The organism is Chromobacterium rhizoryzae (assembly GCF_020544465.1).
Lineage (GTDB): Bacteria > Pseudomonadota > Gammaproteobacteria > Burkholderiales > Chromobacteriaceae > Chromobacterium.
In genome coordinates this window covers 2,447,533-2,461,085 of the sequence record NZ_CP066126.1, presented here as the reverse complement: position 1 = coordinate 2,461,085, position 13,553 = coordinate 2,447,533, and the positions used below count along the sequence as shown (strand labels likewise).

The following is a 13,553-nucleotide window of genomic DNA, read 5'->3' as shown; positions in this document are numbered from 1 at the left end:
CGTAAAGGCCACATGCAATGCATGCTCCACTTTCATGCCATCCACTCAGCCACAAACTCGGTCTCGCACATGACGCGCATCCTCCCTCTTCGACTGCTGCGCTCTAAACCTCCACGCCAAGCCTGCCTTTGGAAGCAAACCTCCATAAAGGGAGGGAAGTGGCTGGCCGCGCTGATTCTGTGCGCCGCCGCCGCGCCGGCGCTGGCCCAGCCCAGTTTTCAGCAGGTCAAGGCCGAATGGCGGCCGTCGGACGTGGTGGTGCTGGACCGCAACGGCCAGCCGCTGCAGCGGCTGCGGGTGGACAAGCAAGGCCGACGGCTGGACTGGGCGGGCCTGGCCGATACCTCGCCGGCCTTCCGCCACGCGCTGGTGGTGTCGGAAGACCGGCGCTTCTATCAGCACAGCGGCGTGGACTGGTCCGGCGTGGCCGCCGCGGCCTGGGGCAATCTGTGGAACACCCGCACCCGCGGCGCGTCCACGCTGACCATGCAGCTGGCCGGCCTGCTGGACAATGATCTCAAGGTGGGCCGCAACGGCCGCAGCCTGTGGCAGAAGATGGGCCAGGGCTGGTCCGCCGCCTGGCTGGAAACCCACTGGAGCAAGGCGCAGATCCTGGAGGCCTATCTCAATCTGGTCGGCTTCCGCGGCGAGCTGGTGGGCCTGTCCGCCTTGTCCGCCACCTTGTTCGGCAAACTGCCGGCCGGCCTCAATCTGGAAGAGTCCGCCATCGCGGTGGCGCTGATCCGCGCGCCCAACGCCGCGCCGGACAAAGTGGCCGCCCGCGCCTGCCGCATTCTGCAGAACATGCGCCGCCAGCCCAATTGCGCGGCGCTGGCGGTGCGCACTCGCCAGGCGCTGGCGCAGAGCCGCGCCGCCAATCCGCTGGCGGAGCAGGACGCGCCCCACTTCGCCCAAAAGCTGCTGCAGCGCCAGCCCTTGACGGCCGGCAGCCGCATCGCCTCCACGCTGGACCTGGGCCTACAGCGCTACGCCGCCTCGGTATTGCGCCGCCATCTGGCCGCGCTGGCTCAGCGCAATGTGCAGGACGGCGCGCTGGTGGTCTTGGACAACGCCAGCGGCGACATCCTGGCCTGGGTGGGCTCCAGCGGCCGCGGCCTGTCCAATGCCGCCGAAGTGGACGGCGTCACCTCGCTGCGCCAGGCCGGCTCCACCCTCAAGCCCTTCCTCTATCAGCTGGCGCTGGAGCGACGCTACCTGAGCGCCGCCTCCCTGCTCGACGACAGCCCGCTAAGCCTGCAAACCGGCGCCGGCTTGTACGCGCCGCAAAACTACGCCAAGGACTTCAAGGGCCTGGTGTCGGCGCGCACCGCGCTGGCCTCCTCCCTCAATGTGCCGGCGGTGCGCGCCATCGAAATGGTGGGCCCCAACGCGCTGCGCGACCGCCTGTACCGGCTGGGCCTGAGCAGCCTGCAGCAGGACGGCGACTATTACGGCTTCAGCCTGGCGCTGGGCGCCGCCGACATCCGCCTGCTGGAGCTGGCCAACGCCTACCGCACCCTGGCCAACCAGGGCCTGGCCAGCCCGACCCGCTGGACGCTGGCGGACCCCAAGCCCAAGCCGCAGCGGCAGCTGGACGCCGCCAGCAGCTTCATCATCGCCGACATCCTGTCCGACCGCACCGCGCGCGCGCGCACCTTCGGCCTGGAAAGCGCGCTGTCCACCCGTTACTGGAGCGCAGTGAAAACCGGCACCAGCAAGGACATGCGCGACAACTGGGCGGTGGGCTTCTCGCGCCAGCGCACGGTGGCGGTATGGGTGGGCAACGCCGCCGGCGAGCCGATGTGGGACGTATCCGGCATGCACGGCGCGGCGCCGGTGTGGCAGGCGGTGCTGGACCGCGCGCAGCAAGGCGCGCCGGCCTCGCTGCCGCCATCCCCGCCGGCCGGCGTGGTGAGCCAGAACGTGCGCTATGAAGGAGATGTGGAAGCCAGCCGCCGCGAATGGTTCCTGGCCGGCACCGAACGCGCGCTGATCGTACCGGAGCGCGGCAGCGCCGCCAGCCAGACGCCGGGCATCGCCGCGCCGGTGGACGGCAGCGTCTACGCGCTGGACCCGGACATTCCGCCGGCCAACCAGCGCCTGTTATTGCGCGCGCGCGGCGTGGCCCGCCCGCAATGGTGGCTGAACGGCAAGCGCCTGGGCGCCGGCGCCAGTCTGGCCTGGTTCCCCTGGCCCGGCCGCCACGCCTTGGAACTGCGTGACGCCAAGGGCCTGGTGGTGGAGAAAATCCGTTTCGAAGTACGCGGCGCGGTGGCCACACCTGGCCGAAAGGCCGGCAAGCCCGGGCCCCGCGTCAACTAATAGCGGCAAACGCCGCGCCATGCCGTACACATAAATGGCGAGTCATTCCCATTTCAACGACAAGGAGCGGCATATGAAATATTCATTCGAAAACCTGGCGCTGTCCGGCGGCGGCGTCTGGGGCATCGCCTACCTGGGCATGTTGGAGGAACTGGAGCGGGCCGGCGCGCTGGCGCAGATCCAGCGCGTGGTCGGCGCCTCCGCCGGCGCCATCTCCTCCATGCTGATCAGTTTCCGCCTCAGCGCGGCCAAGACCCAGGAACTGTCCGACTCCCTCGACTACAGCAAGATCCCGCAAAAAGCGGCTGAGCCGGCCACGCCGCAACTGCAGGCCGCGCACAAGGCCTTTCAGGCCCAGCTGGCCTTGCAGCCGCACGCCAAAAACGTCTCGCTCGAAGACTTCATCTGCCTGCTGCGCCTGTTCAACAAGAAAGGCTGGTATTCCAGCGACTACTTCTACCACTGGCTGAAAGGCGTGGTCGCCAGCCAGTTCAAGGACGGCCGGCCGGACAAGAAATACACCTTCGCCGACTTCGCCAAGCCGGCGCTGCACAAAAACGACCAGCCCTTCCGCCAGCTCCACGTGATAGGCTGCGACGCCAACGCCCATCAGGCCAGAATATTCTCCGCCGAGCTGACGCCGGACGTGGAAGTGGCCGAGGCGGTGCGCATCTCCATGTCCATCCCCTTCTTCTTCGAAGCGCAAAACTTCAGCTACCCCGGCCAGCCAGCCGGCGTATTCGTCGACGGCGGCACCATCTGGAACTACCCGATCAACTTCTTCGACGACAAGTACCCAGCAAAGCCCAAGCAGGGAGAAGATGAGGAGGAGGAGAAAACCTTCGGCGCCCGTTTCGACGCGCCGCCGGGCAAGCCGTCATCGGACGCCAACCTGATCCAGCACATCCAGAACATCGCCCAGAGCGCCTGGCAAGCGCAAAACCTGAACTATCAGTATTCGCCGCGGGATCAGGCGCGCAGCATCAATATCCCCACCGAAGGTGTCTTGGCCACGGACTTCAATATCAAGACCGGCGACGACAAGTATCAGCGGCTATTCCAGGCCGGCGCCGCCGCCACCCGCGCCTTCCTCGCCAGCTGCGAAAGCTAAGAAGCGGCTCAAAGACTCGCGAGCAAGCGCGAGACAAGGCGAAAACGGCTGAGAAAGCGGAATGGTCAAGCGGTACATGAGCATTTCGAAGGTGTTTTCAACGCCGTATCGCCGCAGCGCAGCAGATCGTAACAGCCGCCCGCGCCTGACGGCGCGGGCTACGCTCACTCCGCGGCCAGCAAACGCCAGCGCTGATTCGCTCCGCCGTGGCAGCTCCATTGAATCAGTTGCTGGCCGGCCAGGGACGAGGCATTGGCCACGTCCAGGCATTTGCCGGCCTGCGCGCCCACCAGGCTGTACGTGCCGGCTCCGTCCGCCTTCAGGCTGAAGCGCTGATTGGCCTGGCCGCTGCACGGCCACTGAATCAGCTTGCCGCCGTCCTGCTTGGCGCCGCCCTCCACGTCCAGACACTGCCGGGAATGCGCGGCGACCAATTGATAACCGTCGCCGCTGGCGGCCAGCTGCCACACCTGGTTTTGCCCTGCGGCGGCCTGCTGAACGACGGCCGCGCCGGCGGACGCGCTATTGTCCTTGACCGTCAGCCACAGCCCGCTGCTCAGGGACTGCAGCCGGTAAGACTTGCCCGCCTGCGGCCCGACGGCACTGCTGTCTATCAGCTTGCCGGCGCGCGCGTCGCTGCGGTCCAGCACGTCGGTCACGGTCAGATTCACTTGCAGCTTGGCCGGCGTCGGCGTTCCCGCTGGCAGCTTCAAGCTGGCCGCGCGGCGCTCGCCGGCGATTTCGCCGCCCTGCGCCAGGATCTTGCCGCTGGCCGCGTCGCTGACGCTGAGCTGGTATTTGAACTGCGGCGCGCCATAGGGGCTGGTTTGCCAGCTCGCCGTCACCGCGCGCGCGGCGGCGTCGTAAGCGGCGTTCAACTGATCGATCTTGGCCGGATCCGCTTCCGGCGCGGCCGGACGCCGGGCGGTGGAAATCAACGGAGATTGGAAGCCGGCCAGCGGCGCGCCCTGCTGCATCACAAAGCGGCCCTGCGCGGACACCGCGTGTTGCTTGGCCTGAGCCGGCGTCAGTTCCGTGACGGTGGGCGTGGCGCGATTGATCGCCTGCCAGCCCTGAGCGCCACGCGCCCAGACATCGTAATACTCGGCGCTGCGGGTCACCTCCTTGGCCTGGCCGCTCCAGTTCTCGATGAAGCTGTTGGCGGACTGGGCGGCGAAGTCGATATTGGCCGCCGGGAAATCGAAAGTGGCGTGATGGGTCCAAATCCGCGTGGCCGCGTCCCGCGTCCACATGCCAAAGTAAGTGTGGCCGTTTTGCTGCCAATTGCGCACCAGGGACGTTACCGGCTGGCCCAGCGTCCACTTGGTCTGCAAATCGAAATACTTCAGCCCCTCGCCCTCTCCGCCAAAGCGCTCCACCTTGGCGCCGGGCTTGGCGTACACCGCGCGTATCGGCACGCCGTGCACCGACACCGGGTCCCAGATTGAAAAGATATAGGCCGGCGCGCCGTTGTTGTGGCTCTGAATGCCGGTATAGCCGCCGGCATCGCGGCCGCCGTTCCAACCCAGGGTCTCGTAATAAGTGTGCTGATGCGTGTTCAACACCTTCACCGTCATCATCAGGATGTCGGCGGACACATTGGGATAGTTGAGATGGGCGGACCCGGTGCCGGCCAGCGCCGGCGCAATGGGAACACAGACAAGAGCCAAGCGGGCGAGACCGCGGCTGAATGAGTACATGGCAACACCTTTATTCAATAAGGGAAACCAAGGCCGGCCGCATACGACAACGGCCTGCCGCCAAAACACTTAATAAGTGAGTGAACGACAGGCCGTCGGGTTCCGCCCCTGCGGCGGAATGGCACTATTTACACAGGCTCAACGCTGGATCAGATAACGTATCGTCGGGCCGTCCTGCTGGATTTCCAGCACGGTGTAGCCATGATTCTTGGCGTCCAGCGGGATGTTGTTGATCGACTGCGGGCAATCGGTCACCACCTCCAGGATTTCGCCCGGCTGAAGCTGCGGCATCGCCTCCAGCGTGGCCACCGCCGGATACGGGCAAGGCTCGCCCATCATGTCCAAACGGTAATTTGGGGTATAACTCTGCTTGCTCATGCCGCCTCCTTGCTGAATCTAGCCGCCTGCGCCTTATTGGCGAAAAAGCGTTTTTCCCACCACATCACCGCCAGCATCGCCAGCGCCAACATCGCGTAAGTGAGCACCAGGCCGCCTTGCGGGCCAAACACCGCCAGCAGGTTGACCTTGGCGTAATCAGTGGCCACCGCCGGCGCGATATCGTCCCACCACGCCGCCAGCAAGGTGGCGCCGACGATATTGCCCAGCCCCACCCACCAGTAATGCACCTGGCCCTCCACCGCGCGATACATCCAGCCGGTTTCGCAGCCGCCGGCCAGCACGATGCCGAAGCCGAACAAGACCCCGCCTATCACCGCATTGGGGCCGGCCCACAGAATCTTGGGCGGCACGCCCAGCTGCACATAGCTGTACACGCCAATCACGCTCACCGCCATGCCAGCGATGATGGCCTTGGCCATCTGGGTGCGGCCGGTCAGCCACAGATCGCGGAAGGCCGAGGTGAAGCACACTTGCGCGCGCTCGATGATCAGGCCGAAAGCCAGGCCGAACAAGGCCGCCAGCCCCAGCTTGGGCATGGAGAAGGTGCGGGCCAGCGCCCACAGCGTGAAGGCGACGAAAATCAGCATGCCCAGGCGGAAACGACGCCGCGCCTGGTCCTCGCGCTGCTGCAAGGGCTGCGGCGCGCTCACCTTCTGCAGCTTCACCGGAATGCGGAACACCGGCAGCATGGTCACGCGCGCGCCCAACCAGGAACCGGCCGCGGTGGCCAGCGCAAACAGCCAGGCATGCAGGGAAAACTGCGGAATGCCGGTGAAGAAGGCCGCCAGATTGCAGCCCATGGCCAGCCGCGCGCCAAAGCCGGCGATCAGGCCGCCCAGCACCGCCTGCGCGATGCGGACGCGATGATGCGGCATGCGCAGCTTGACGTTGTTGGCCCACAAGGCCGCGGACAGACAGCCGGCGAACATGCCTATGATCATCATGCCGTCCACACGGTCCAGCGGCGTGCCCTCAAGATGGATCACCTTGAAATAGCCCCAGGTTTCCGGATGGAAGCCAAACAGCTGCAAGGCGTGGCCGCCCCAGCGCGTGAACTCCCCGGTCACCGCCCAGAAAGTGCCGGTAATGCCGAAATAATATGCGGACAACACCCCGGCGGCGATCACCGCCGGCACCGGCGCCCAGAAGCGCACCAGGTATTGCGTCTTGAAATCCTGCCAAGTCATGGCTCAGACGTCTCCCAATAAAAAAACCTGCCCGCGGGCAGGGTCAAAAATATACGGTTGGCATTGTAGAACAGTGCGTGAACCATGTCAGCGCCGGATTGTCTCACCCGCCGCCTATCGCAGGCAAACCCAAAGCCGGCCGGACTTGATCTGACGCGGCACGGCGGACGCGCGTCGGGCTTGCCGGCTGGTACTGATTAAAACCAAATCCCTTTGGCATCAAAGCCTTTGTGCGGAGCAGTAAAAACACATAGAATAAGCTCGCTTTTTAACAATAACTATCAACAGCTATCGCGTAAGCCACGATGCCGCCGCTACGGCGCCTGAACGCTTGCTCGCAAACCTTCGCCAGATAGAGCCCTGAACCCATGGACTTAAGCACCCTGCTCGCCAGCTTCGCCTCCGCCTTCAACCAGGACCAGCGCCTGCTCACCCTCAGCCTGGGCGACGGCAGCGTGGCGGCCGAGCAATTGCTGCCGCTGAGTTTGGCCGGCGAAGAAGGCGTGTCCCGGTCTTACGCCTACCAGCTCACCTGTTTGTCTCCGGATGGCAAGATCGAACTCAAGAGCCTGCTCGGCCTGCCGGCCCGGCTCGGCATCCTGGGCGCCGCCGGCGCGGAGAGCCTGCGCTGCGGCGTGGTGTCCAAGGCCGAGTGTCTGGGCTCGGACGGCGGCTTCAGCCGCTACCAGCTGACCATAGAGCCGCCGTTCGCGCTGCTGCGTCACCGCGTCAGCTCGCGGGTGTTCCAGGATCAGTCGGTGCCGGACATCGTCACGCAGATCCTGAGCGAGCATCAGCAGGCCAATCCGGTGTTCGCCCGCGTCCAGGCTCAGGATTTCAAGACTGGCCCGGCATCGCCGCGCAGCTACTGTCTGCAGTACCGCGAGAGCGATTACGACTTCATCGTGCGCCTGCTGCATGAAGAGGGTTACGCCTGGCGTTTCGATCACCTCGACGGCGAGGTTCCCCAGGTACAACTGGTCGCCTTCGACGATCCCTACAGCCTGCCGCCGGCCGGCGCCGAGCGGGTGCGTTTCCACCGCAGCGACGCCACCGAAGCCGAAGATGGCCTGACCGAGTGGAACGCCCAGCGCCAGATCGTCCCCGGCGCGGTGGCGCTGGCCAGCTTCGACTACCAGCCGGTGCAAACCCAGCACAGCGGCGACGACAGCCGCATCGACCAGGGCCAGAACGGCAAGGCGCTGCAATCCTCCTTGCACGACTACGACCCGCAATCGCTGTACTACGCCGGCGACGCCGACCAGCTCAGCCACTACGCCCAGCTGCGCCAGCAAGCGCATGACCTGAACGCCAAGCAATTCAGCGGCGGCGGCAGCGTGCGCGGCCTGGCCGCCGGCCAGTGGTTCCGCCTGGACGACCATCCGGCCCACGACGGTGACAGCAGCGAACAGCGCGAATTCGTCGTCACCCGCCAAGCTTTAAGCGCGCGCAACAACCTGCCGGCCGACCTCAAAGCGCTGGCAAAAGCCGAGGACGCCCAACCCTTCCGCGCCGACTTCGACGCCCAGCGCCGCGGCGTGCCGCTGACCCCGGCCTACGCCCATACCGAACTGGCCAAACCCAAATCCCGTGGCGTGCAGACCGCCACCGTGGTCGGCCCCCAGGGTGAAGAAGTCCACACCGACCAGCATGGCCGCATCAAGGTGCAGTTCCACTGGCAGCGGCCGGACGAACACCCGAGCATAGGCGCGGGGATGGACGACAAATCCTCCTGCTGGCTGCGGGTGGTGATGCCCAGCGCCGGCGCCGGCTGGGGCCACCAATTCATCCCGCGCATCGGCCAGGAAGTGCTGGTCGACTTCATCGAAGGCGATATCGACCGCCCGGTGATCACCGGCGTGCTCTACAACGGCAGCCACCCGACGCCGGACTTCAGCGGCGCGGGCGCCTTGCCGGCCAACAAAACCCTGTCCGGCATCAAGTCCAAAGAACACCAGGGCGGCCAATACAACGAACTGCTGTTCGACGACACCCCCGGCGAAGTGCGCGCCAAGCTATCGAGCGAGCCGGGCAAAACCCAACTCAACCAAGGCTTCCTCACCCAGCCGCGCAGCAACGGCAAGGCCGAGCCGCGCGGTGATGGCTTCGAACTGCGCACCGACAACCACGGCGCCATCCGCGCCGGCCACGGCCTGCTGCTGAGCACCGAAGCGCAGAACGGCGCGTCCGGCAAACAACTGGCACGCGAACAGGCGCAAAGCCAGCTGGACGCGGCCTTGGCCCTGAGCCAAAGCCTGGGCGAAACCGCCACCAGCCAGCAGGCCGACACCATGGAAACCGGGCCGGAAGGCATAGGCGACGACAATAAGCGGGAAGGCAAGCAGTTGATCGGCCACCTGCAGCACCTGCAAGCGGCGCTGAAAGCCTGGGAGGCGGAAACCAATACCGACAAAGAAGGCAAAACCGGCCAGGACATCTCCGGCCGCCAGCCCTTGCTGGTTCTGTCCGCGCCGGCCGGCATCGCCAGCCTGAGCCAACAGAGCCTCACCCTGGCCGCGGAAACCAATCTGGACCTGGTGGCGCAGCGCGACACCAATCAAACCTCGGGCCGGCGCTGGATCCACAATGTCGGCGACAAAATCAGCCTGTTCGTCACCGGCCTGCAAGACAAGATCGCGCTGAAGCTGATCGCCGCCAAGGGCAAGATCCAGATGCAGGCGCAGAGCGACACTATCGAAGTGACCGCGGACAAGGACGTCACCATCACCTCCTGTAAGGAGCGCATCGTCATCACCGCCAAGGAGGAAATCCTGGTCACCGCCGGCGGCGGCTACATCCGGCTCAAGGGCGGCGATATCGAAGTGCACTGCCCCGGCACCGTGACGGTGAAAGGCGCCAGCCATAACCTCAGCGGCCCCACCAGCCTGAACGCGCCTTTGCCCAAATTCAACAAAGGCTGCGAGCAAGCGCTGAACAGCGCCGCCGCAACCCAATCCGCCACCGTGCGCCTGGGCTGAGCCATGCAAGCATCCGCTAAACACGCCGCCATTCTGCAACAGCTGCAAGCCCGCCAACAGGCCGGCGCGCAACTGCTGCTGGCCCTGGACGCGCCCAGCCGCCCGCTGGCGGGCGCCGAAGCCGAACTGAACGAACAAGCCCGGCAGCAAGGCCTGCTGCTGCCGCTGAAACATCCGCAACTGGACCCAGCGCGCCAGCCGGCCTGGCTGCCGCTGAACGCCGGCGCGCCAGCGCTGGCCGACAGCATCGCTCAGGCGCTGGCGGAAGCCGAGCCGGACGCGCTGGCGCTGGGGCAAGGCCGGCGCGTGGCCGGCTGGCTGGAAATCACCGGCTCCGCCAAACTGGCCGCCGCCCATATTGGCCGCCAGATGATACGCCGCAGTCCCAATGGCGAGACCCATCTGCTGCGCCTGCACGACCCGGCGGTGAGCTGGGCGCTGTGGCCGCTGTTGAACACCGCGCAGCAGCGCGGCCTGTTGGGCTCGGTCAGCCGCTGGTGGCTATTGAACCCGGCCGGCGAACTCACCTGTCTGGAGCCGACGCCACCCGCGACAGGCGCGGCGCGGCCGCTCTCGCGCTGGGAGCCCGGCTTGTGGGAAGACATCGCCCGCATCGGCCCGCTCAACCGCGCGCTGCTGGCGTGGCGCGAGCACGCGCCGGAATGCGACGCGGGCACGCTGGAAACCGCGCGCCTGCACGCGTTCTCCGCCTTGCGCCATGCCGGCGCGCTGGGCTTTGACGACGAGGAAGACTTGTCCCGCTTCGCCCTGCACGCCGTCACCGTGCACCCCCGCTTCTATCTGCACCCCCGCGTGCAAGCGCTGCTGGCGGGGCGCGAAGCGGATGATTTCTACAGCGGGCTGACGGATTCGCTCAGCGAAGCGGACTGGGCGGCCATCGCCGCCAGCGCCTGAGCGCGGCCGACATGACGCACCTCATACACCCGGACCACAGCAAATCATGAGCCAACTGTGTAAAGCCTGTCAGGCCAGCGGCCTGCCCATCATGCCGGTACGCTACGCGCCGGTGCCCAAAACGGTGAAAGCCGCCCTGCCCGCCTGGGCCTGTGCCGATAAAGTCAAAGACATCGCGCTGGACGCGGACTTCCATTACGCGCTGCGCACCCTACGCGCCGGCTTCGTCTACCTGTTTTATGCCAAGCACGCGCGCGGCTCCAATCTATGGGAATGCTATAGCGTCACCGAAGACGGCGTCCTGCTGAAACAGCCCTCGCCCAAGGCCGCGCAAGCGGCTGGGAAAAGCGTGGTTTGCAACACCGCCGGCCACAGCAATAGCCGGCTGCACCACCTGATCATCGAACAGCCGGAAAAATGCGGCCCGGCCTGGATCGCCTTCAGCGAATACAAATGGGGCGACCTGACACTGCGGCGCTATGCTCAGGACGCCAAGTTGCGCGCCGCCCGCATGCAGGCCATAGACCCCAAGGCCATGGCCGCCGGCAGCTCCAACGCCCACGGCACCACCGCCAGCAAGGCCGCGATCGAAGCGGTGATGGAATACCATCCCGGCTACCAGCCCGCCCAGCTGGCCTACGACCCCAAGACCGACGCCTTCAGCAAGGAGGACGGCAGCTACGACAAGGCCCGGGTGGACAAAAACTACGCGCGCTACCCCATCCACGCACGCCGAGGCAAGGCCGAAGAAAGCCTGCAATTCATGCAGGCCCGCGCCAAGAAAAGCGGCGGCAACAACACCCCGCACATCCTGGCGCTGTGGGACGCCATCGGCACCGCCCAGGAGCTTAACGGATACGTCAACGACAGCGCCGGCCTGGCGCTGCTGTTCGCCGAGGAGCGCAGCTTCCAATTGCACGCAATCCAGGCATTGGAAAACATCCGGAAATCGCTGAGCGCCCAGGCCCAGGAAGGACAGGAGAAGTTCCAGGACGACATGATGCGGCGCGATACCGCCACCTGGTACAACCCTGCCGTCATGGCCCAACGCCGCGCCGCCATCGCCAAGCTGCAAGACCCGGTGCTGAAACGCCAGCGCCTGGAAGTGTGCGACCTGCTAGACCAATGGGCCGGCTGGCAAATCCCGGCCTCTATCGCGCCCAATGAGCTGGACGCCATCGACCTGCGCCGCGTCCCGGAACCGCAACGCAGCCAGCAGATCGCCGCGCTCAAGGCCAAGGTGGCCGCCTTCCGCGCCAAACGCGGCGAAAACTACGACAACAACATCGAACAGGCCGGCGACCGCAGTTGGCCCAAATACCGCAAGAAAATCGACCCGGACCGCCTGTCCAACTTCCAGAAATTCCAAAACGAGCTGGACGCCGCCATCGGCGCGCGCCAGAACAAAACCGTGGGCGCCTTGCTGCGCTGGCTGCAAGCGCCTTTGTTCCTGGACACCTTGGAGGACTACCACGACGCCGATCCCAAGGACGGCATCGAGTTCGAAGCCGTCATCGGCCACGCCATCAGCGGCATCAACGTCACCGTCAGCGGCCAGGCCAAGCTGGACGCCTGGGCCAAGGACGTGGCGATAGCGCGCAACAATGTGCTTTACCGCGCGCTGGCGCTCAATCAGAAGAAAATAGAAACCGAGCTGAAAACCGCGCTGAAGGACGCCAAGCAGAATCAGGACACGCCGTACAGCGATGCGGCAGTGCGCACCATAGAAACCACCAAGAACTATTTCCAGAAGCTGCTGGACATGTACAAGGAAAACTCCGCCTTGTACCAGGCCAATATCGCCGCGGCCAGCCCGCAGGGCGACACCGTCTTCGGCGTCAGCCTCAAAACCGCGCGCACCGGGCAGATAGACCATGTGATCGTTACCGCCGGCAACGCCATCATCAAGGCCTTCGCTCCAGCCGCCGGCCGCGCCGGCGCCGCCCTAAAACTGGACAAGGCCGAGATCTATCTGGGCGAAAAGCTGCTGCAAATGGTGTTGGCTTGCCGCGCGCTGGTCAGCACCGCCGACATCAAGGCCTTGGTGGCCGCCGAATATGCGGATTTCCGCCAACGCGCGGATATCAACAAGAAAAAAGAGCCAAGCCAGCGCACCAAGAACAAACGCTTGCAAAAAGCATTGCGCAAAGAGGCGGAATACCGCCGGACTCAGGGAGCCAAACTGCAAAAGGCCTACGATAAGCTACGGGTGGACAAGCCCAAAGACCATCTGTCCGTGGTCAAGGACGCCCGCCTGACTCTGCTCGTGATGATGATAGAAGGGGTCTACCTGGGACGTTTGCTGCTGCAAAACGAGAAGGACGGCGCGGTCTACGCCAGCCTGGCCGCCTCCGGCCTGGCCTTGACTGCCCAGGCCATCGATATCATGAGCCTGCCACTGAGCAAGGTCATGCAGGGCGGCGAGCAAGCCCGCAGCATACAGCGCCTAAAACTGATGGGCGGTTTGTTGATGGCGGCGTCGAATGGAATTGGGGTTTATCAAGATATTGGCAGTGCCAACCAAGCCTCACAGAAAGGACAAAGCTTAATTGCAGGTTTATATGGGGTAAAAGCGATGGCAGGAGGAGTCGCCTTAGGAATGGCAGGGCTCTCAACGTTTACCTATGCAGCACCAATCATTTTGAGGGTAAGCAGCAATGTAGTTGTGGCAGAGACCGCTGCCGCACTGGGAGCACGCTCAACAGCAATACTAGCTACTCGCCTTGTTTTCATGACAGTTGGCAGCTGGGTCAGCTTAACCATATTTGTTCTACAAGGTGTAATTTGGGCTCTAGAAGATGATGATTTACAGATTTGGATCAGCCAAACCCCATTTGGAAAAGATAACAAAAACTCGAAAGCCCCCAGAGACATAAAAGACCTGAATCAATCGCTTGAAAAAATATTTACCAAGCCCAAGGCGGCTGAGCAAGTTTGAGGA

The 13,553-nt window shown here is 64.8% G+C and carries 8 protein-coding genes; 5 read left to right on the top strand and 3 right to left on the bottom strand.

Going from position 1 to position 13,553, the window contains the following annotated elements; translation table 11 throughout:
* The first annotated feature begins 69 nt into the window (after positions 1 to 69).
* Both pbpC and JC616_RS11170 read left to right on the top strand, forming a co-directional pair.
* The gene (pbpC, locus tag JC616_RS11175; protein ID WP_227108297.1) at positions 70 to 2,322 is read left to right on the top strand and encodes a penicillin-binding protein 1C; all 2,253 of its coding nucleotides are present in this window, start codon (positions 70 to 72) and stop codon (positions 2,320 to 2,322) included.
* A gap of 73 nt (positions 2,323 to 2,395) precedes the next feature.
* Positions 2,396 to 3,433 carry a patatin-like phospholipase family protein gene (locus JC616_RS11170; RefSeq protein ID WP_158274259.1) on the top strand — a complete coding sequence of 346 codons (1,038 nt, stop codon included), beginning with the start codon at positions 2,396 to 2,398 and terminating at the stop codon, positions 3,431 to 3,433.
* A gap of 164 nt (positions 3,434 to 3,597) precedes the next feature.
* On the opposite strand, the gene JC616_RS11165 is transcribed toward JC616_RS11170, so the two are convergent.
* The 3 genes from JC616_RS11165 to yedE form a co-directional block, all read right to left on the bottom strand.
* A complete protein-coding gene (locus tag JC616_RS11165; protein WP_227108295.1) occupies positions 3,598 to 5,133 on the bottom strand; it encodes a DUF3472 domain-containing protein in 1,536 nt (511 codons plus the stop codon).
* Between the two features lie 138 nt (positions 5,134 to 5,271).
* On the bottom strand, positions 5,272 to 5,511 hold the full coding sequence (gene yedF, locus JC616_RS11160; RefSeq protein WP_019100738.1) for a sulfurtransferase-like selenium metabolism protein YedF: 240 nt from the start codon (positions 5,509 to 5,511) through the stop codon (positions 5,272 to 5,274).
* Positions 5,508 to 6,719 (bottom strand): selenium metabolism membrane protein YedE/FdhT, encoded by a 1,212-nt coding sequence (gene yedE / locus JC616_RS11155; RefSeq protein ID WP_227108292.1) that lies wholly within the window; start codon positions 6,717 to 6,719, stop codon positions 5,508 to 5,510. Before yedE ends, yedF begins: the two co-directional genes overlap by 4 nt.
* Positions 6,720 to 7,087: 368 nt before the next feature.
* On the opposite strand from yedE, the gene JC616_RS11150 reads away from it, so the two are divergent.
* Genes JC616_RS11150 through JC616_RS11140 form a run of 3 tightly spaced genes read left to right on the top strand, consistent with a single transcriptional unit; the run spans position 7,088 to position 13,550 of the window.
* Positions 7,088 to 9,697: a type VI secretion system Vgr family protein gene (locus tag JC616_RS11150; protein WP_227108290.1), complete on the top strand. Its 2,610-nt coding sequence runs from the start codon at positions 7,088 to 7,090 to the stop codon at positions 9,695 to 9,697.
* 3 nt (positions 9,698 to 9,700) lie between these two features.
* Entirely contained in the window at positions 9,701 to 10,612 is a 912-nt protein-coding gene (locus JC616_RS11145; protein WP_227108288.1) for a DUF4123 domain-containing protein, read from the top strand.
* A 46-nt stretch (positions 10,613 to 10,658) separates the two neighbouring features.
* Complete coding sequence (locus tag JC616_RS11140; protein ID WP_227108286.1) at positions 10,659 to 13,550, top strand: T6SS effector BTH_I2691 family protein; 2,892 nt, start codon at positions 10,659 to 10,661, stop codon at positions 13,548 to 13,550.
* Positions 13,551 to 13,553 lie beyond the last annotated feature (3 nt).

Excerpts from the sequence above, each read along its gene's own strand:
- pbpC (WP_227108297.1), top strand. The coding sequence starts at position 70 with ATGACGCGCATCCTCCCTCTTCGACTGCTGCGCTCTAAACCTCCACGC.
- JC616_RS11170 (WP_158274259.1), top strand. The coding sequence starts at position 2,396 with ATGAAATATTCATTCGAAAACCTGGCGCTGTCCGGCGGCGGCGTCTGG.
- JC616_RS11165 (WP_227108295.1), bottom strand. The coding sequence starts at position 5,133 with ATGTACTCATTCAGCCGCGGTCTCGCCCGCTTGGCTCTTGTCTGTGTT.
- yedF (WP_019100738.1), bottom strand. The coding sequence starts at position 5,511 with ATGAGCAAGCAGAGTTATACCCCAAATTACCGTTTGGACATGATGGGC.
- yedE (WP_227108292.1), bottom strand. The coding sequence starts at position 6,719 with ATGACTTGGCAGGATTTCAAGACGCAATACCTGGTGCGCTTCTGGGCG.
- JC616_RS11150 (WP_227108290.1), top strand. The coding sequence starts at position 7,088 with ATGGACTTAAGCACCCTGCTCGCCAGCTTCGCCTCCGCCTTCAACCAG.
- JC616_RS11145 (WP_227108288.1), top strand. The coding sequence starts at position 9,701 with ATGCAAGCATCCGCTAAACACGCCGCCATTCTGCAACAGCTGCAAGCC.
- JC616_RS11140 (WP_227108286.1), top strand. The coding sequence starts at position 10,659 with ATGAGCCAACTGTGTAAAGCCTGTCAGGCCAGCGGCCTGCCCATCATG.